Origin of the sequence: Dyadobacter arcticus (assembly GCF_011762185.1) — a bacterium.
In the GTDB taxonomy this organism is placed as follows: Bacteria; Bacteroidota; Bacteroidia; order Cytophagales; family Spirosomataceae; genus Dyadobacter; species Dyadobacter arcticus.
In genome coordinates, this window is record NZ_JAASQJ010000004.1 from 536250 (window position 1) to 555006 (window position 18757).

The following is an 18757-nucleotide window of genomic DNA, read 5'->3' on the forward strand; positions in this document are numbered from 1 at the left end:
GATTAAAGGTTACCAATTCATTTTCACTCAAATACATATTGAGCGATTATCAGTATCACAAAAAATTATTCCAATCACACGCGTTTACGGAAAAATAATGATCAAGCCAAGTAACAACCTTTCTATCCGAGGCTTTTATGGAAAGTTGAAATTATACAGTCCTCTACCAAATTATCACAACCTCAATTTAACCATTGCATGCAAAAAAATTTAATTAAAACAGCAGGCGCATTTTTAGCGTTGGCCGTCACCACAGGCCTGTTTGCTTATCAATCAATTACCACCATTCCCCTTTTTAACGATACTCGTTTTGCTCCTATCGAAGCCAAAGACCTCAAACTTCCCGAAGGATTTTCTGCTAAAATTCTTGCGACTGACCTGGGCGCTACACGGCACCTTGCTATTGCGAAAGGTGGAAGTATGTATGTCAAATTGTCCAAATTAAAAGATGGGAAAGGAATGTACCTGCTTCGGGATACCAATGGCGACGGAAGCATTGATGAGCAAAAGCTTTTTGCGGATTATCCCGGAACGGGCATATCCATCAAAAACGGCTACTTATATAGTTCATCCAACAAAGGGATTTACCGCTACAAATTGAATGATAAAGAAGAGATCGTTGATTTCGAAAATCCTGAAATGATCGTTGCAGGGTTAGTGGATCACGGGAGGGACAACGCCAAACCTCTGACACTGGATAATAACGGCAACATTTATGTGACCGTGGGTTCATACAATGACAATTGCAGGCAAGCCGGATCGGGAAAAGGAATGTCACCTTGTACCATTCTCGACTCGGCGGGTGGGGTTTGGAAGTTCAAAGCAGATCAGTTGAATCAGAAATTTTCAGATGGTGTGCGGTACGCAACAGGTGTTAAGAATGCAGTTGGGATTGATTGGGACAACAAGACAAATGCACTTTATGTAACGGTGCACGGGAGAGGGAAATTTGATGATATGTATCCGCAATACTACACTTCGAAACAGAGCGCCGAGCTTCCGGCTGAAACCATGTATCGTTTGAAAGAAGGCGACGATGCAGGTTGGCCGTACATTTATTATGATCATTTTCAGAATAAAAAGATGATGGCGCCGGAGTATGGAGGCGATGGTAAAAAGGTTTCAGGAGAAAAGGCAATTAACCCGCTCGTGGCATTTCCCGCACATTTGGGTCCTAATGCATTGCTGTTCTATTCTGGTTCTATGTTTCCTGCGCGCTATAAAAACGGCGCATTTATTGCATTTCACAGCCAATCTTCCGAATTGAAAAAAGGCTATATGGTGGCATTTGTACCCTTTGTAAATGGCAAGCCGGGCAAGTGGGAGATCTTTGCTGATAATTTCGCGGGTGTTGACCTGGTAAAACCTACCGGCCCGATCCAGCATCGACCGTGCGGATTAGCCCAAGGACCCGACGGCGCACTTTACGTGACCGATGACCTGAATGGGACGATTTTCAAGATTGATTACAAAAAGAAATAGAACTTGCCAATAATGTCATCGGGCAAATTTTTTGTCCCGTGACATTATGATACCGTTGCAAAAGCACGCACAGGAAATGTCCCAACTCCTTTGAATTTCGGAGGTACGGCGCTGAAAAGGTAATTGTTCGCAGGCAGCAAATCCAGGTTGCAGAGGTGTTCGACAATTAAAATATCCGCACCTAACAAAATGGTATGAACAGGTCTGCTCTTACCTCGGGTGTCGTCAATATTGTGACTGTCAATGCCTACGAGCTTAACCCCACAATCACGCAGATACTCCGCTGCCCCGGCGGTCAGGAATGGGTGATTTTCATAGTAAGCGTCCGTATTCCAGTTCAGTGACCAATCTGTTCTGACAATTACCGCCCTATTCCTAATTTCCCGATCCTTAAATAAAGAAATTCCGATTTCAAGTTGCCCAGCAGCATCAATGGTGATTGCATCGAGATTCGCAAATGCTTCCAATTCTACTTCGGACAAGTCCTTTCCGTGCGCATAGCGATGGAAAGGGCAATCGATATAAGTGCCTGTGTTGCTTACCATTTCGATCTTCCCAATCTGGAATTCCGTTCCTTCCTCGTACTTACCTCTGGAATCTTCCCGGCTGAGAAAATCACATATGATTGGAGCTGGCAGTCCTTTGTAGGTAATCAGTCCATCGAATATAGTATGACTGAGGTCAATCAGCTTCATAAAATCAATTTTGATTTAGAAGTCAGTATCTGGCTTTTCAAGTTCCATTTCCTTAATCCAAATATTCCTATAATAAACGTCATGGCCTTCCGATTGTAATTTCAGCCCACCGGGTGTGTCGGTAATACCTTTTCCACCTTCGTTACCTCCGTCAATACCTGAGTTCGGGCCTCCCCAAACCTGGCTGATTTTTTGGTTCGTATGAACTTTTTTACCGTTAAAATAAAGCGTAACCATAGGTTGTTCCACGCGCTTGCCATCCTTGAAACGAGCTGCACGGAACAGGATATCATATGAATTCCATTTTCCAACTCCGTTATACGCATAGTAAGGAGATTTGGATTCATTGATCACAGCAGCCATTCCATGTGAAGTGGTGTCGCCATCCAATACCTGGATTTCGTAACGGTTTTGAAGATAAACCCCACTATTGCCGCCTTCTTTGGTGATAAAAAACTCAACATGCGCGCGGAAATCCTTGAATTGCTTTTTGGTAACGATATCAGCAGAGCCATATAATCCGCCCACGGAAGCAGGGTCATTGCAGTTGATAACCGTTCCTTTATCCACAGGATCATTTACAACAGTCCATTTAATAGGTGCTGTTGCTTTCAGTCGTGGGCCTGCCCAATAAATCCATTTTTCGTCCAGCATTTTCCGGCTGCCGTCGAGATACACTTCTGCACCATTCGGCGCTTTCGTACCTACTCCAACCTGCGCGTGGCCACTGGAAATTGACAAAATAGCGAATGCCGCTTGTGCCAAGACTAATGCGCTTAACTTAGAAAAATATCGGTTCATCTCGATGGTCTGGATTAGTTAATAACCGGAAACCTCCGGCAACGGATATAAGCATAAGCATTTTTGTAATTACTCTTTTCTATCATCATTTTTTGTTTTTGTGGAACAAACACCTCACGAAATTGAAACCTACCCGCACCTGGAAACCTTATCTGCTGCCTCAGCCAAACGTATAGTAGATCTCGCTACTTACGGCACGGAAATGGTAAGACGAGGTGCTAATCACACATTTGATAAGATACTTGCAATAGCGAGAAACAAGCTACAAGTTACCAGGTTCCCGGATGTGTATGGAAGGTTTGTGGCGGTTCCGGGACTGGCACTTGTATTGATAGGCAATCTGCATGTGGGCGGTCTCAGTCGGTAGTGCCGCTTAAAGTTTCTCTTCAAACAATTTGAATATTCGCTTATATTCATCTGTCCAGGATGAGGCTTCCGAAAACCCATGATCTTCCATAGGATAGGATGCCAGCTCCCAATTGTTTTTCCCAAGTTCAATCAGTCGTTGCGACAAACGTACAACGTCCTGATAATGAACATTCACATCCACCATTCCGTGGCAAATCAATAAAGGATTTTTTAAACCGGCTGCATAGTAAATCGGAGAACTTTTGCGATAAGCAAGACTATCCGCTTGCGGCTCATTTAGGATATTGGCAGTATATGGATGATTGTAGGCTGCCCAATCCGTCACCGGACGTAGTGCTGCTCCCGCACTAAATATGTCGGGTGTTGTGAAAAGGGCCATTAATGTGATGAACCCGCCATATGAGCCGCCGTAAACCCCAATGTTTTTCGAGTTTATACCGTAAGTTTTTGTAAGCCACCTGGCCCCGTCTATATTATCAGTTAAGTCCTTTCCGCCCATAAACCGATAAATGCCCGTTCGCCAATCTCTACCATAACCGGAGCTAGCTCGATAGTCCAAATCAAGGACAGTATAGCCCTTATCAGTCAGCAAGTTATGGAACATATATTCCCGGAAATATTGGCTCCACCATTTATGCGCGTTTTGCAGATAACCTGCGCCATGGACAAATACTACTGCTTTTCCATTCGATTTTTTAGGTTCATAAATTCGTGCATAAATCGGCAAACCGTCGCTTGACTTGATCGTCACGACCTTCGCTTCACGCCAGGCATACGACAGAAATTCCTTTGAAACAGAATTGGTAATGCGTTCTGGTTGAACATTTTTTGAGGAAGAAGAGGGATTATCCATCCAGAATAACTCCCAGGGCACATTGCTTTTGGAATAGCGAATGGCCAATTTGGTTTCGTCGGGTGATAATGTTACTTCGTGGGCGCCTGGATTTTGTATAAGCCGTTCCCGTTGTCCGCCCGTTGATGCCATGCGGTATAAATGCTGCTCGCCAGGATGTACCTCATTGGTTATCAGATAAAATGTCTTCTTATCCTTTGAAAGTGTAACATTTTGAACTTCGAATTTCCCGGATGTAAGTGCTATCTTTTTGCCAGTCAGCACATCCACTGAATACAGATGCGAATATCCGGTTGCTTCACTCTGAAAGTAAAATGTGTGATCATCCAGCCAACCCGTTTCTCCCGCACTCAATGGATAACCCCCTATGCCAGGCCCGCCAATCCATGCTTCATCCCGCTGCCGATCCAATAGTTTCAATGATAAAGAATCGGAATTGAAGGTCATGATCCAGCGATCTTTGCCATCCAGAGAGCGAATAACTACAACCGCGTTTTCTCCATTTTCTGACCAGAATGGCCCATGTACAACAGTTTTTCGCTCCTTATTTTTCCAGGCTGAATCCTGTTTAGGATAGTCTTTCAGATAATCGGGCTTATCATGAATTCCGGGAATGTCCTTCATGCTGACCTTCCGGGCTGTATCTTTTTTAATATCATAAACCCAGAATTCATAATCTGAACCAGGAGCACCTACCTTTGTTCTCGCGGGCAGATCCTCAGTGAAACCGGATTCGGTGACATAGTTGGGGACAATGGTTGGCTTAGCAGACTTATCCATTTGCGTAAGCCGGTATGCGACAAACTTGCCATCCGGACTCACCAACTGATTGGACACATTCTTTTCGCCAAGGTAAATTTCTTTGGGATGCGCTGGCTTTTCGGCCTCAGTCGTTTTTTCGCCTGCTTCCTTTTTATCTTTCCGCTGTTTCAGTACTTCAAACATGGCGAGCTGATCTTCTTTGAGGAATTTCTCCTGCTCACCTGGTTTCGATTCCGGTTTTTTTGCCCCTGATTTAAAATCAGTTAGTTGACTAAGCAAGCCGGTTTCAAGGGATATGCTGAACAAATTATTGCCACGGGTAAAAATAATGCTTTGCTCATTTCCGCTGAAAATGGGATTAGTTTCGCGCTCGACAGTATTGGTTATCTGGCGAATCGCGAAATTTTGATACCCGATTAAATGTATATCGCCATTTTTTTCATAGAGCCGTAATGTATGCTGTCGATTATAAACGCCATTTCTTCCCGCCATCTTTTTTCGTTCAGCAATAGGGATTTTTGTTATTTTTTTGTCGGCTATTGAAAAGCCATACAAGGAATCAGAAGGATTTTTATCAGGATTCCAATTGAAATAAATGGTCCTGGAATCATCGGCCCAGGTAACGTCACTCGGTGAAGTGCCAATCCAAATCTTAGGATCCCGCATTATTTTTTCAACTGAAAGAGGGGTTAGTTGTTGGGCTGATGAGGTGAAAGTAAATAGTGTACTCGTTATAAAAAATAAGCGCAGAAATTGTTTCATAGGAGTAAAGGCAATGTATTTGAAGCTATATTAATGACCCGTATTTTCGCGGTCTTGGTAGGGAATGGATTTGATTAGGCGGATGTTGTTGTATTCTTCGATCACGACCATGTTTTCTTCCGGGATTATCCCGCGTTTGATCCAGTTACTAACAGTTTGCGTATTGGGGATGTGGAACCGCTTACAGTATTCGGCGATGGTAATCCAATCATGTAGTTCGTATTTCTTCCCATCTTTCGACAAGTAGTTTTGCGCTTCGGCCAATGCATCCCTGCTTTCAGATAACAGTGTTTGCAGGTCATCCTGAGTGTTGGTTATTTGTGGCATGATGCTATTACTACCTTTTGTTTTCCAATTCGTTTAAAACTTCAAGAATTTTTGAAATGACGTCCAGAATTTCGTCAACTTGATCGCTTGTGAGCATTTCAAGATTGTCCCTGAGATATTGGCGCAATGCAGCCAAGCGCATTCTGAGATCAAACTCGTTCATTGTGTGTGTATTAATGTAAATATAATCAAAATTGTTACGACACGTAACAAGTGCTTGTGCCCAATGAAGAATCGAATATAAAGAATTGCTATTTTTAAAGAAATCAGAAATTTGCAAATGAAGATTTTACCGTTACTTGTTGCCCTTGGCCTGACCATTATCTCCTGCAAAAACAAAATCATAATTCCGGAAAAAGGCGTTTCATTCGCGCTTAATGAGTATCGCAAGAAAACGATCGATAGCATTCAGTATGCAATTGAACTGGACATTCCCGATAAAAAAGCGGAGAAAATCATTGGCATAGAAATCATAACCTTCAACTTATCGTCACTGGATTCAGCACTTGTGCTGGATTTTAATTCCGATAGCTCCCACATTCTTGAAGTTCAAGCCAATGATCAGAAAGTTGATTATTACTTTTTGAATGAACACCTTGTAATTCAGACCAAGTTTTTAAAAAAGGGCGAAAATCAACTAAATATATCTTTTATCGCAGGCAATCAGTCTCTGAACAGAAGCGACGAATACCTCTATACGCTTTTCGTTCCCGATCGCGCCTCCACCTGCTTCCCACTTTTCGACCAGCCTAATCTGAAAGCAACCTATCAACTTACCCTGAAAGCACCGAAGGATTGGGAGGCGATTTCCAATGGCAGTCTGGAATCCAAAGTCGTTGAAAGTGGTAAGAGTATTTCTCATTTCGCGCCGACCAAACCCATCAGTTCTTATCTTTTTGCATTCGCTGCAGGCAAATTTTTTAGGGCTTCTAAAAAAGTGGGTGGCCGTGAAATGACAATGTATTATCGCGAAACGGACACGAGTAAGGTGAATCGCAATCGAGACGAGGTTTTTAGTCTACACGCGAAGTCGCTGGCTTGGCTGGAAAGGTATACGACCATTGTTTATCCTTTTGGGAAATTTGATTTCGTGCTGATACCCTCTTTCCAATATGGCGGAATGGAACATCCAGGATCTATATTTTACAATGAGTCCTCGCTTTTTTTGGATGAAAACCCTTCTGTTAACCGATTGCTTTCACGGGCAAGTGTGATTGCGCATGAGTCTGCGCACATGTGGTTTGGGGATCTGGTGACGATGGATTGGTTCAATGATGTGTGGCTCAAAGAGGTGTTTGCCAATTTTATGGCCGCTAAAATCGTGCACCCAAGTTTCCCTGAAATCAATCACAATCTGCGATTTTTGCTGGCACATTACCCCAATGCTTACGACATTGACCGTACCGCAGGAACGAATCCAATTCTTCAAAACCTTGGAAATTTAAAAAATGCGGGGACACTTTATGGTGCGATCATATATATGAAAGCACCGATTGTGATGCGCAAACTCGAAAAGATGATTGGAGAAAACCTGATGCAAAAGAGTTTGCAGGAATATCTCAAAACCTATGCGTTCAAAAATGCTCGCTGGGATGATCTGATTGGGATTATAGATAAAAACTCGTCGCAGGACATTGCGCTTTGGAGTAATGTATGGGTGAAGACCCCGGATATGCCCGAATACGAAATTGTAAAAGATGGTGTATCATTAACTCAGACGAAAGACTCTGTTTCAGGTCGGATTTGGGGCCAGCCGTTGGTTTCCAAGGAAATGATGGCGGATTCTCAAAAAATCGTTTTTCCTAACGCCGACGGTACAGGCTATGGCCATTTTAAAATGGATAGTGCCAGCAAAGCCTATTTCATTCAGCATTATGGAGATAAGGATTCCGTTTTCGCCGATCCGGTCTTTCGGGGAGCCATGTTGGTCAACATTTGGGAGGGGCTGCTTAGGGATGGTAACCCTCGCCCGGAATTGCTGGTTACCAATGTCCAACAAACCCTTCATAAGGAGCAAAATCCGCTACTGATCGATTATATGCTGGGAAATTTGCAAACAGCTTGGTGGCTGTTTTTATCCGAGCAGCAAAGGAAAACACATCAGAATGATGTTGAAAAAACCATTTGGGACCTCTTAAATAATACCAAAGACAAAGGGGTTAAGACATCCTATTTCCGGTCGTTTAAAAATCTGGCTGTGAGTGATGATGGCCTGAAAAAGCTGAAATCACTTTGGGACGGCCAATTAAATATTAAAGATCTTATCCTTTCTGAGGATGACAAGATTTCGCTTGCCTGTGAGCTCGCTTTGAAAAGTTCCGACGGGTCAACAGCGATATTGACTGAACAGTTAAAAAACACCAAAAACCCGGACCGTAAAGCTAAAATGCAGTTCGTTATCCCTGCTCTGAGTCCTGAGGAGGCCAAACGTGATGCTTTTTTTGAAACATTAAAGAAAGAAGAGAACCGGGAAAAAGAGGCTTGGGTATTAGAGGCATTGGGTTATCACCATCATCCATTAAGGCAACAATCCGCTATCAAATATTTGCGCCCTTCCCTCAATCTGCTGAAAGAAATTCAGCTGACGGGAGATATCTTTTTTCCAACCCGCTGGCTGCATAACACATTCTCAGGGCATTCATCAAAAGAAGCCGCCGACATTGCACAGGCATTTTTGAATGAAAATCCGGATTATCCGTATTTTTTGAAAAACAAGATTATGCAGGAAACGGATATGTTGAAAAGGGCGGTAACGGCTAGAAAAGCAGCAGTTGATTTGACCATTCATTAAAAGTAGTACTTTACCTATCAGCTTCTTTTGGTTAAAACTGGCCGCAAATCTTATGACAAACTCCCGGCGCAATTTCATTAAGAACAGTACCACATTAGCAGCCGCCTCTGCGTCCGGACTGAATCCGACATTTAGCTCGTCTTCGACTAAGAAAGATTACATCCAGGACGGCGGTATCCAGTTTTGCCTCGCCCATTTCTTTGGCATGGATAAGCGGCGCATCGAGTTATCCAAACAAATGCGGGTTTTGGGTGCAGTTGGAGGCATTAATCCGAAAAGTGTTGGACTGAATGATGTCAATCCCTGGGATTATGAAGCCGTGATGGCCGTCAAAGAAGCTTGGGTGAAAGTTGGCCTTACATTAAAAGTAATTGAAGGCCCACCCGCGCTATCTGAAAAAACGAAGCTGGCATTAGATGGACGAGATGAAGAGATCGGGCATTTCATCACATTAATGAAGAACCTGTCCAAGGCGGGAATTGATACCATTTGCTATAATTGGATGCCTGTGATCAGCTGGGCACGTACTACCATGGACAGGGTAAGCCGGGGCGGTGCGCTGGTAAGCGCATTTGATTATGAGGACATTAAGGATAAATCTGAAACAAAGTATGGCTCTTTTAGTAAGGAAACCATGTGGAAGAATCTGGAATATTTTCTAAAAGCGGTCGTACCGGAAGCGGAGAAAGTCGGGATGAAACTGGCATTGCATCCCGACGATCCACCGGTAGATTCTATTCAAGGTATTTCGAGAATCATGACATCCGCTGACGCATTTAAGCGGTTAATTGACATTGTGCCCAGCCCGAGCAACGGGATTACATTATGTCAGGGCACATTTGCAACCATGGGCGAGGATATTCCCTCGGTTATCAAATACTTTGGTAAAAAGGGAAAGATCCACTTCGTGCATTTTCGTGACATTCGTGGCAACAAAAACAACTTCGAAGAAACCTTCCACGACGACGGAAAAACGGATATGTACGAAGCCATGAAAACCTACTACGACATTGGCTTTAAAGGCCCAATGAGGCCTGACCATGTCCCGACAATGTCCGAGGATAGCAATGAACATCCGGGTTACAGCAACATTGGTGCACTGTTTGCGATAGGGTATATGCGCGGATTGATTGAATCGATTGCGAAAGGCTGAACGAATTGCGTGATTGGGCTACTATGAATTTTTAACCCATATACTGATCCCAAAAGCCTTCTTTAGGTTCGATTTGTTCCACAACATCCACATGCATTCCATTTGGGTCTATTACGGCGAAACGAAGCTGGCCCCAATCTTCTAGTTTTAAGTGATAGCTTATTTCCATTCCTGCACTAGCCATCCCGTCATATAAATTCTTTGCGTCGGCAACCTGAAAAGTAATGAACGCCCCATTTCCGTTCATGGCCTTTGGCGCAGGCGGAAAGCTCGGATGTTCCTCATTCATGAAAGCGAGCAGACTTCCTTTTTCTCCCGGGGATTGCATTAGTATAAACCAGGATGATTCGAAAAGTGTGGAAAAGCCAAACCAGCGCGTGTAAAATTCCTGACATTCCTTTACATCATGCGTTACAAACACAGTGTACACGTCTTGCAGGTTTTGAGTTAATTCAGCAATATGTTTTGAGTTGTTCATGACTTTAGCTTTTTGATGATGACTAGATCGTTTTTACAAAGCTCCGAATCTTGACAAAAGAAACATTGTAAAAAACGGACAAAATCATTTGTCAAGAGCTTTACCCGGTGTAATTCCATAAAGATTTGTGAACTCTTTGATAAAATGTGCCTGGTCGTAATAACCGTTCATGAGAGATTTGCCTGAATGTAAGATTTGTGAAGGCATACCTCGCAGGATGTTTTGAAACCGGACGACCTTACTAAAAGTTTTGGCTGAGTCGCCAATGTAAAAATGAAAGAGCCTTCGCAGTTGCCTGGGACTTAGACCAGTATCTAAACCGGTTTCTATGTTAACCGAGCCGTCTTTTGCCAAAATGATTGAAATGGCATTGTGTAAACGCGGGTCTGGCTGACTATCAACATGGTGTAGCAGTTCAGTAAAATATTTATCAAATATGATTTTGATTTGAGGATTTGCGATGCCAGGACAAAAATGAGTCTCAATAAAATGAGCTATTTGCGGGATAACTAAGTTCAGGCTTTCAAACCGATTACTCAATTCAGATGCATCGATCCGAAAAAGCTGCGGAAACATGGTCGGCAGAAACCGCACGCCAACATAATTGAAAGAATTATCAAGCTGGAATTCCGTGTATTTTTTGCAAAAACCCATCACAAAACTCTCCTCGGGATTATTAAGCTCAAAGAAAATATCGATACACCCGTCAGCAACAACGCGGTAGAAAAACGGATCATCCAACGGCCGGGAGGTTTTTAACTGCCAGTAGCAATAGATATAGCTTTGAATAGATTGATCTGGCAAAAACTCCTGATAAGTCACATTGCCAGCCGATTGCTTAACCGTCGGCTGGATAGGGTTATAGAGGTTTCGGATGTTTTTGATTAAGTCCAATAGGCTATTGTTGTAGTTCTACCCATTTTTCCTTCCTCCCAATCGATTGAATATTCCAGTAAGTCAAACTCCGCCAAATCCATTCGAATGGGCCCATTCGGAAATAATGCAGCCAGATGTAGCTGAAGACAACGTTCAATGTCCAAACGCAGGGAACGATAAGATAAAGCTGGTAACGGTCGAGATCGTTGAAATAATTGAAGCCGAAACCGTAGAAAATCAAGCCGCAAGTAATGTTTTGAAGCAGGTAATTACTGAAAGCCATCTGACCAACTTTTGCCCAAATGTTGAAGATCCATTTGAATAGGCCGGATTTGTAGAGTAACATGAGCAGCCCCAAATGCCCTATTGTAAGCCCAAGTCGCCGGATCTCATAGGTTTGGATCATGAACCGCTCCAAAAATTTGATCACATCAAATCTGATAGCTACTGACATTTTTAATTGGAAATAAATTAACGGGAATGCGACTAAATATCCCGCAATAGCAAAAAGAAGGTAGAAAGATGGCGTCCTTTCACCGGTTATGATTTTCAATTTATAAAAAGCAATACCAATAATCATGAAGATGAGGCAGTCGAGAAACCCGGTCTGATAAAAATCGGTGGCTTCCAGATAGGTATTTACGTCGGCATAGTGAGACCAAAGTGTCGCATATGAACCTTTGGTTTTTCTAACCTCCTTCGTTACCTGTTTTTTCTTGTTTTCAAGCTTCTGCCTTTCCTGAAACCCCTTCCACTTTTCGATAATTTCTTTTTGTTCTAATGTTTGTCTCCCGGGAGCTATCTTCTTTTTAATGATTGCCTCGGCAGCGATCTTATTTCTCAGCGGCTCACTGCGTTGATAGCTGATTTTAGCAACAAAAAATACCATCAAAATGCCGGCAATGAGGAACAAATACCTTGGTTTAATACTTCTGAGCGGGAATAGAAACAGGCCACAAATGGCGTAGGAATAGAGAATATCACCCGGCCACAGTATCAGATACGCATCAATCAGCCCGAATAAAAGCATCCAGATCAGCCTTCGATAATAGATTTCTGCGGCACTGTCAACATGCATATTTTTAGCTAATCGGGAGGTTAGCAGTACCATCCCTGCACCAAACATCATGGAAAAAAGTCCCCGCATTGACCCCTCAAAGAACATGTTGATGATCCACCATGCATAGTAATTCAGGCCGGAATATTCATTGCGGATGTTCAGATTGGAGACGGTTTCTTCCGGAAAAGCGAAGTAAGGAATGTTCATCAAAAGGATTCCCAGGAGCGCAAAACCGCGGACGGCATCAAGCACATGAATACGTTCGGAAGGCTTAACTGGCTGAATCAGAGTAGAGGTTTCCATAGCAGGAGGTGGGGGGTAGGCATTATTTTTTTGGGAATTTAAAGAAAAAAATCATTGCTTATGGACAATTCAGCATTTGTAAACGCCTACATCAAAGAATTGGAAACGGAATATACGTCTTCCAAAAAATGTCTCGAAAGAATTCCAGAAACGTCATATGCCTTTAAGCCACATCCAACCTCGATGGAAATGCGTTATCTGGTTTTATTAACAGCGGAAATCCCTTTGTGGATTACTTTTATGATAAAAGATGGCGAAGTGGATTTTGCGACCTACAAACGTTTTGAGTGGGAAACCAAAGAAGAGTTGGTTGCCCATTATGAAGAATGCTTCAAGGGAGCTATTGAATCATTAAAGAGCGTAACAGACGAAGATTTAAATGGTGATTTCCACTTGAAAAGTAACGGAAAGATCCTATTCACACAATCAAAATCAGAGGGTATAGCCTCTACGATTAACCACTGGGTGCATCACCGTGGGCAGCTAACGGTTTACATGCGGATCAGCGAAATCCCCGTCCCAAGTATTTACGGGCCGTCTGCTGATGATAAAACTTTCTAATTTCTTTCAGTTCGCCAGACCAATTCTGGCGAACTGTTCTTGTTTAAGGTCTTCTAGTATTGCTTTGGTAGACTCAAAATCTTTGTGCTGGAACGCCCGCAGCCCAAGTGTTTTGGCAAGACTCGCAAACATGATCCGATCATCGAAATATACACATTGACTTGGTGTGGCTTGGGCGATTCCCATTGCAAGCTCAAAAATCCGTGGATCGGGCTTGCGCATCTTCACTTCGCAGGATGATATAAATGCATCGAAGCAAGTGTGCAATTTGAATTTTTGAACGCGGTAATCATTCAATTCTTTCCCTTCATTATTAATTGAAATAATCCGAAAACCGCAATCCCGTTTCCATTCTTTCAGCCAGGCCAGCATACCAGGCAACTCTACGGATTGGGAATACATGAATTCCTTGAAATCTTCCCTGACAAAATCTCTTGGATGGTTAAAGATCACAGTATCAAGATATTGATCCAGCGTAATGCTGCCTATTTCATACACATTGAAAATGAAATTGTGCAGCTGGTCCATTTCCTTATAATCCAGCCCAAACTTTTCAGCTGCCAATATCCGGGATTCATGCCCCCAGCCATTGCTCAGGAGCACACCACCAATGTCGAAAAAGAGAATTTTGAGGTCGTTGACTTGCATAATTTATCTGTTGAATATTCGCATAAACCGCGATCGAATATAACGTATAACTAGTTTGGAAAAACTATCTGCCGGCCGCCAATTTGTGAGTAAGTATTGCTTTGGGGTAATCCAGTGCTTCACTGAAAATGAAAAAACCGTCTCAGTTATCTGAAACGGGTTCTTCATTTTATTCAAAAGGTGTAATAATCAAAAGCTGCTGCATTGTGGTAACCTTCACTTGATTGCCAGATTCAAAACCCAAATTTCGGAGCCATTCGCCGGAAAGTTTGATTTCAGGGACAAACTTTTCTCTGTAGAAACTTTGCCTGATTTTAGGCTGGATTTTGAGGCTTCGCACCTCAGGGCGCTTTGGTTTGACTGCTTTTGGGGATGGTTCTTGTTTTTTTGCTCGCATATTGTTTTTGATTTATCAAATATGCCTGGCGGTGCCGCGAACAGCAAAAACGAACTGCTAATCTGGGACTTGCACCCAGTCTCCGCCAGACGATATTTTCAGTGATTATTAGTTTTAAATGTTCCATTTATTACAGTTGTACTATTCGCACCGGCAATATATGAGATGACATTTTTGTCCTTTAAGTTTTGGTGGTAGGACTTTTCTATCGGCAGTGATGGGTTAACTAACGGTTATTATACCATTTCCGGGCTGAAGCTTTTGACTCGATCGATATAATACTCAGGACGACAATGCAAATGCCACTGACAAGCTGGTGCGAACGTCCAAGTTCGTACCCACTATTTGCAGGCCTCCGGCCGGTCTAACTTGGAAGAACGGCCGGAGGCCTGCAAATAGAAGGCACGAAGGTGACCTTCGCGCCAGCCTTGTAGGTGGCGTTACATTATTTTCAATTCCGTGTCCGGATTGGCACTGCTGTAAATGTAATGCTGCGGCTCGATCACAATTCCTGCCTTGACTGGATTGTTCCAGATATACCTTGTCCTTTGTATAATAAACTTCCGGGATACCAAAGAAACTGGATGATTACTGTGCTGCCAGAATTGAAATTCACACATCGGACTTGAACCTTTGGCAAAATACCTGAACATATAAAGCAACCACTCCTTTCGACTTTCCTGCGGATTTTCATCAATAAGCCGGATGATTTCCTTGGCGGTAAAGCTTTTGAAATCTCTGACTAGTTTCCCTACTTCACCGTCCTTTGCTGAGCAAATTAAATGCAGGTGATTGGACATAATGCAGAATTCGTAAACTTCAAGGCCTTTATGCTCAATACAATAATTGAGGTTTTTGATGATTTCATCGGCGTATTTCTTTCTGGTGAAAACGTCGATCCAGCCGACAACCGTTATTGTGACGAAGAAGAGTCCGTCTTTGTGAAACTTGTATTTTTCAGACATAGCTTGTGTTTTATCACTTTGACGAGCGTTATCTGGAAAAGTAACGGGGTTGGTGTAAGTTTTTTTCGGCAGGAGGCAGTGGAGTTTGTTGGCCGGAGGCCTTGGAATAGGAGGCACGAACCTGGAGGTTCGCGCTAGCTTCGCTTGTTTACTTCACCACCCTCTTCGCCCAGTTAATAATAGTCGAGTAAACTTCGTCACGGACAGCTTTTCGGGATAGGATCAAATCATGCATACCGCCCGGAACAGCTTGAATGCTATATTGCCCAACAATATTTCGTGCCTGCAAATCGATTTGCGCAACATTTATTACGGCATCGCCTGTGAACATCACATCACTCCATTTCTTTTCATCGATCGACTTTGCTGCATGCAGTACAAGAACGGGTTTGCCGATTTGAAGACCCTGAGCAACCTTTACCTGTGCTAAATGTACTGCCCTGATCCAGCCAAAATTAACCGGCGGCGCAATGTGCGGTTTGTAACCCAGGCTGTAAGACCATTCGCCATGCGCATCTTTATGCAGACTTTCGCCGTAAAGCGGACTCAGTCCTGCATCAATACCCATATCAGGATGTTTTTCTGCCCTTTTTACAATCAGCGGAAGCGCGGTTTTTTTTAGACCTGACTTTGTCGGCAAATCAAAAAGTGGGCTGTTCAGCAAAACTGCATCAAACAATTCTTTGCCATTTTTGGCGTCAGCATACAATGAAATGACGAGACCGCCGAGAGAATGTCCACTTAAAAGGATTTTTTCGGAACCCTCACTTTTGATAATTGCTAATGTCGTATCCAGATCGGCGAAATATTCAGACAGGTCCCGGACATTGTTGAATTTTTGATTGGAAAGCCATGATCTTCCATATTTTCGAAGGTCGACAGCGTAGAAGTTATAACCCTCACTGACAAACCTTTCTGCCATTTCTTCCTGGAAGAAATAATCATTGAAGCCGTGAACATAAAGAACGGCTTTTGTGCTTTTTTCGGGAGTCAGCTTTTTAACGATCGTACAGGTTACGCTACCCTCATAATCAGACGGTTGGACGATCGTGGCCTGTTTGAAGCCATTACCAAGAATATCCGCAAAATAAGTGATCTGTCCATAAGCATCACTAACGGACAAAAGCATTAAAAGTAAACAGCGGATTCCAGTTTTCATTCTTAGCAAATTATTCAATTTTCTTCAATTCTGCCCCGCGGTCTGGTTTCAGGTTCACTTTTTTGAACTCCTCATTTGTATTGTTTTCAATTGTAAAACCTTTTGCCATATCAACTTCAATGACGATCGAGTCCGTGGTGAAGTTGAAAATATGCCCGCCCGCTTTGTGATCGCCAGCCAGATAATGCAGATGAAATCCCGGAACATTGGTCCTTGCCAGATAAGGCGGGAGCAGGAAACCATTGCAAATGCCTTCGGAGTTTTTCAGATTGAAAACAGTTTGATTTACTTTGAGATGGTCGGGTAGAGTAGTGTATGGACGCTTGGCAGGCTTTTCAGCACGGGTCGTCATGGTTGCAAATTTGCCTTTTATCCGCAATGCATAAATGGAATTGGCATTCAGATTTTCCAATAAATATTCCTGCACCCTTTCGTAAGTCAAATCCTTCCCTGCCAGGTTGATGATGGTATCTGCATTGAAAAATTTGACGAATGCTGCGGAAGTGCTGTCCGAGTCAGGTACTTCTTTTACCGACCCATCATAAAGGATTTTGTATACATGGCCCTCATCCATCATCAATTCTCCGTCAATCCTATTAAATGTACCGACGCCAAAATCGCCTTTCTTTTTCAGTTTGCCGATCGTCAGGTCACCATCAAAAACGCCCGCCATCAATGCATCGATAATAGAGTACTGGTACATGAAGTCCTGCTCGGAATCATTATTTTCCGATTTTAAAGAAGTGTTTTGTGCTGACTTGCAAGCTGTGAGCGCAAGTTGTGAAAGGATTGGGATGGATATTAACAGGAATTTAAATGAAAAGATTTTCATGGACAGGTTCAGGGATTGCTTGGTAATGCGCATTATTACACAAATAGATGAAGATTTTTCTAAAACGCTAAAAAAGGCTTATGAATAGAATCTAGCCGTCAATATTTAGGAGTATCCCAGGGAATGCCCGGCAACAGTTGATTTTCCAGAAAAAAAAGGTCAACTTAAAACATCTGGTTTTTTGTTAATAATCACTCATTACTGACCATCCCAATGAAACAGCTTTTACTTTTCCTAGCATTGCCAATGCTTGCTTTTGGGCAGAGTGCACCTGTCACGATGTCTCCCAAAGCCGCGAAAATTCATGAAAAAGCGTTAACCATCGATACGCACGCCGATGTTCCCATTAATATGATGAAGCCTGGCTTTGATATTGCAGTCGCCCATGACTATGAAAAGGACAGGTCACAGATTGACTTTCCAAGAATGGTCAAAGGCGGAATGGATGGCATGTTCTTCGCTGTGTATCTGGGGCAGGGAAAACGTACGGACGAAGCCAATGCCGAGGCGAAGAAGAAAGCTCTTGCCATTTTTGATAAAATTCATGAAACCGCAAAGCTGCATCCTGATATGGCTGCAATCGCGACGACCTCCAAAGACGCTTACCGGCTGCAAAAGGAAGGCAAAAGGGCCATGTTTATAGGTATGGAAAATGGCTGGCCAATTGGGAGAGACATCACTAATGTCAAAATGTATTATGACCTGGGGTTGCGTTACATTACACTTTCACACGCATTGAACAATGACATTTGCGACTCTTCCACAGATGGTGATGGGCCAGAGCACAATGGGCTCAGTGCTTTTGGCGAGGAGGTAGTGAAGGAAATGAACAAATTGGGGATCATGGTTGACATTTCGCATGTTTCCGATTCTACCTTTTACGACGTGATCAAGTTGACCAAGGCGCCTGTAATTGCGTCGCATTCTTCTTGCCGGGCTATTTGCGATGTTCCCCGCAATATGACGGATGAGATGATCAAAACGCTTGCGAAAAACGGGGGCGTGATTCAGATTAATTTTGTTCCTGGTTTTGTAAAAAAACCATCTCAGCCGCATGAAATGTCGTTGAAGGCATTGCGCCTAAAAATCCGCCAGACCGATCTTTCTGATGACGACAAAAAAGTTTTACGTGACGAGATGAAGTCGGTAAATGAAAAATATAAGTCTGATATGCCTACCGTACAGGACGCGGTGAACCATATTGAACATGTGATCAAGCTTACCAGTGTCGACCATGTAGGCATTGGCATGGATCTGGATGGAGGAGGAGAGGTGGTCGGTTTGACGGACGTGAGCCAGATCGGTGCAATCACCGAAGAACTGGTTAAAAGAGGTTATTCTGCCAAAGACATCGAAAAAATCTGGGGAGGCAATATTATGCGAGTGCTCGATCAGGTGGAAAAATCAGCGGGTACCATTTAACTAATCCCAATGAAATGAGTGTATTAGAGAAAAGAGGCAAAAAATATATACATTTTAAGAA

Annotated in this window: 19 protein-coding genes; 6 read left to right on the top strand and 13 right to left on the bottom strand. The window is 43.0% G+C overall.

Going from position 1 to position 18757, the window contains the following annotated elements:
- The first annotated feature begins 198 nt into the window (after nucleotides 1-198).
- Nucleotides 199-1482, top strand: coding sequence for a PQQ-dependent sugar dehydrogenase (locus FHS68_RS21115; RefSeq protein WP_167274492.1), 1284 nt, complete (start codon nucleotides 199-201; stop codon nucleotides 1480-1482).
- 44 nt (nucleotides 1483-1526) lie between these two features.
- Here the strand turns inward: FHS68_RS21115 and FHS68_RS21120 are convergent, their stop codons facing one another.
- Entirely contained in the window at nucleotides 1527-2177 is a 651-nt protein-coding gene (locus FHS68_RS21120; protein ID WP_167274494.1) for a cyclase family protein, read from the bottom strand.
- Nucleotides 2178-2192: 15 nt separating this feature from the next.
- The gene (locus FHS68_RS21125; protein WP_167274497.1) at nucleotides 2193-2978 is read right to left on the bottom strand and encodes a 3-keto-disaccharide hydrolase; all 786 of its coding nucleotides are present in this window, start codon (nucleotides 2976-2978) and stop codon (nucleotides 2193-2195) included.
- A 100-nt stretch (nucleotides 2979-3078) separates the two neighbouring features.
- On the opposite strand from FHS68_RS21125, the gene FHS68_RS21130 reads away from it, so the two are divergent.
- On the top strand, nucleotides 3079-3345 hold the full coding sequence (locus tag FHS68_RS21130) for a hypothetical protein (RefSeq protein ID WP_167274500.1): 267 nt from the start codon (nucleotides 3079-3081) through the stop codon (nucleotides 3343-3345).
- Nucleotides 3346-3351: 6 nt separating this feature from the next.
- On the opposite strand, the gene FHS68_RS21135 is transcribed toward FHS68_RS21130, so the two are convergent.
- From FHS68_RS21135 to FHS68_RS21145, 3 genes are all read right to left on the bottom strand, one after another.
- Nucleotides 3352-5628, bottom strand: a complete 2277-nt coding sequence (locus FHS68_RS21135; protein ID WP_229212000.1) for a S9 family peptidase — start codon at nucleotides 5626-5628, stop codon at nucleotides 3352-3354.
- Nucleotides 5629-5754: 126 nt separating this feature from the next.
- Entirely contained in the window at nucleotides 5755-6051 is a 297-nt protein-coding gene (locus FHS68_RS21140) for a hypothetical protein (RefSeq protein ID WP_167274506.1), read from the bottom strand.
- Between the two features lie 10 nt (nucleotides 6052-6061).
- The gene (locus FHS68_RS21145) at nucleotides 6062-6214 is read right to left on the bottom strand and encodes a hypothetical protein (RefSeq protein ID WP_167274507.1); all 153 of its coding nucleotides are present in this window, start codon (nucleotides 6212-6214) and stop codon (nucleotides 6062-6064) included.
- 117 nt (nucleotides 6215-6331) lie between these two features.
- On the opposite strand from FHS68_RS21145, the gene FHS68_RS21150 reads away from it, so the two are divergent.
- On the top strand, nucleotides 6332-8842 hold the full coding sequence (locus FHS68_RS21150) for a M1 family aminopeptidase (protein ID WP_167274510.1): 2511 nt from the start codon (nucleotides 6332-6334) through the stop codon (nucleotides 8840-8842).
- A gap of 52 nt (nucleotides 8843-8894) precedes the next feature.
- On the top strand, nucleotides 8895-9995 hold the full coding sequence (locus tag FHS68_RS21155) for a mannonate dehydratase (RefSeq protein ID WP_167274512.1): 1101 nt from the start codon (nucleotides 8895-8897) through the stop codon (nucleotides 9993-9995).
- A gap of 31 nt (nucleotides 9996-10026) precedes the next feature.
- Here FHS68_RS21155 and FHS68_RS21160 read toward each other — a convergent pair whose 3' ends face one another.
- The 3 genes from FHS68_RS21160 to FHS68_RS21170 all read right to left on the bottom strand — a co-directional run bounded on the left by FHS68_RS21160 (nucleotide 10027) and on the right by FHS68_RS21170 (nucleotide 12712).
- A complete protein-coding gene (locus tag FHS68_RS21160; protein WP_167274515.1) occupies nucleotides 10027-10473 on the bottom strand; it encodes a VOC family protein in 447 nt (148 codons plus the stop codon).
- Nucleotides 10474-10557: 84 nt separating this feature from the next.
- The gene (locus FHS68_RS21165) at nucleotides 10558-11367 is read right to left on the bottom strand and encodes a DUF6597 domain-containing transcriptional factor (RefSeq protein WP_167274517.1); all 810 of its coding nucleotides are present in this window, start codon (nucleotides 11365-11367) and stop codon (nucleotides 10558-10560) included.
- A 4-nt stretch (nucleotides 11368-11371) separates the two neighbouring features.
- Nucleotides 11372-12712 (bottom strand): DUF418 domain-containing protein, encoded by a 1341-nt coding sequence (locus FHS68_RS21170; RefSeq protein ID WP_167274520.1) that lies wholly within the window; start codon nucleotides 12710-12712, stop codon nucleotides 11372-11374.
- A gap of 60 nt (nucleotides 12713-12772) precedes the next feature.
- Here FHS68_RS21170 and FHS68_RS21175 point away from each other — a divergent pair, with 60 nt between their 5' ends.
- Nucleotides 12773-13273: a DinB family protein gene (locus FHS68_RS21175; RefSeq protein ID WP_167274523.1), complete on the top strand. Its 501-nt coding sequence runs from the start codon at nucleotides 12773-12775 to the stop codon at nucleotides 13271-13273.
- A gap of 6 nt (nucleotides 13274-13279) precedes the next feature.
- Here the strand turns inward: FHS68_RS21175 and FHS68_RS21180 are convergent, their stop codons facing one another.
- The 5 genes from FHS68_RS21180 to FHS68_RS21200 all read right to left on the bottom strand — a co-directional run bounded on the left by FHS68_RS21180 (nucleotide 13280) and on the right by FHS68_RS21200 (nucleotide 17307).
- Nucleotides 13280-13921 carry an HAD family hydrolase gene (locus FHS68_RS21180; protein ID WP_167274525.1) on the bottom strand — a complete coding sequence of 214 codons (642 nt, stop codon included), beginning with the start codon at nucleotides 13919-13921 and terminating at the stop codon, nucleotides 13280-13282.
- Nucleotides 13922-14090: 169 nt separating this feature from the next.
- Nucleotides 14091-14318: a SymE family type I addiction module toxin gene (locus FHS68_RS21185; protein ID WP_167274528.1), complete on the bottom strand. Its 228-nt coding sequence runs from the start codon at nucleotides 14316-14318 to the stop codon at nucleotides 14091-14093.
- A 440-nt stretch (nucleotides 14319-14758) separates the two neighbouring features.
- Complete coding sequence (locus FHS68_RS21190) at nucleotides 14759-15283, bottom strand: REP-associated tyrosine transposase (protein ID WP_167274531.1); 525 nt, start codon at nucleotides 15281-15283, stop codon at nucleotides 14759-14761.
- 148 nt (nucleotides 15284-15431) lie between these two features.
- Nucleotides 15432-16442, bottom strand: coding sequence for an alpha/beta hydrolase (locus FHS68_RS21195; RefSeq protein ID WP_229212001.1), 1011 nt, complete (start codon nucleotides 16440-16442; stop codon nucleotides 15432-15434).
- Between the two features lie 10 nt (nucleotides 16443-16452).
- A complete protein-coding gene (locus FHS68_RS21200; RefSeq protein ID WP_229212002.1) occupies nucleotides 16453-17307 on the bottom strand; it encodes an acetolactate decarboxylase in 855 nt (284 codons plus the stop codon).
- A 180-nt stretch (nucleotides 17308-17487) separates the two neighbouring features.
- Here FHS68_RS21200 and FHS68_RS21205 point away from each other — a divergent pair, with 180 nt between their 5' ends.
- The gene (locus tag FHS68_RS21205) at nucleotides 17488-18696 is read left to right on the top strand and encodes a dipeptidase (RefSeq protein WP_167274536.1); all 1209 of its coding nucleotides are present in this window, start codon (nucleotides 17488-17490) and stop codon (nucleotides 18694-18696) included.
- The last annotated feature ends 61 nt before the right edge of the window (nucleotides 18697-18757 follow it).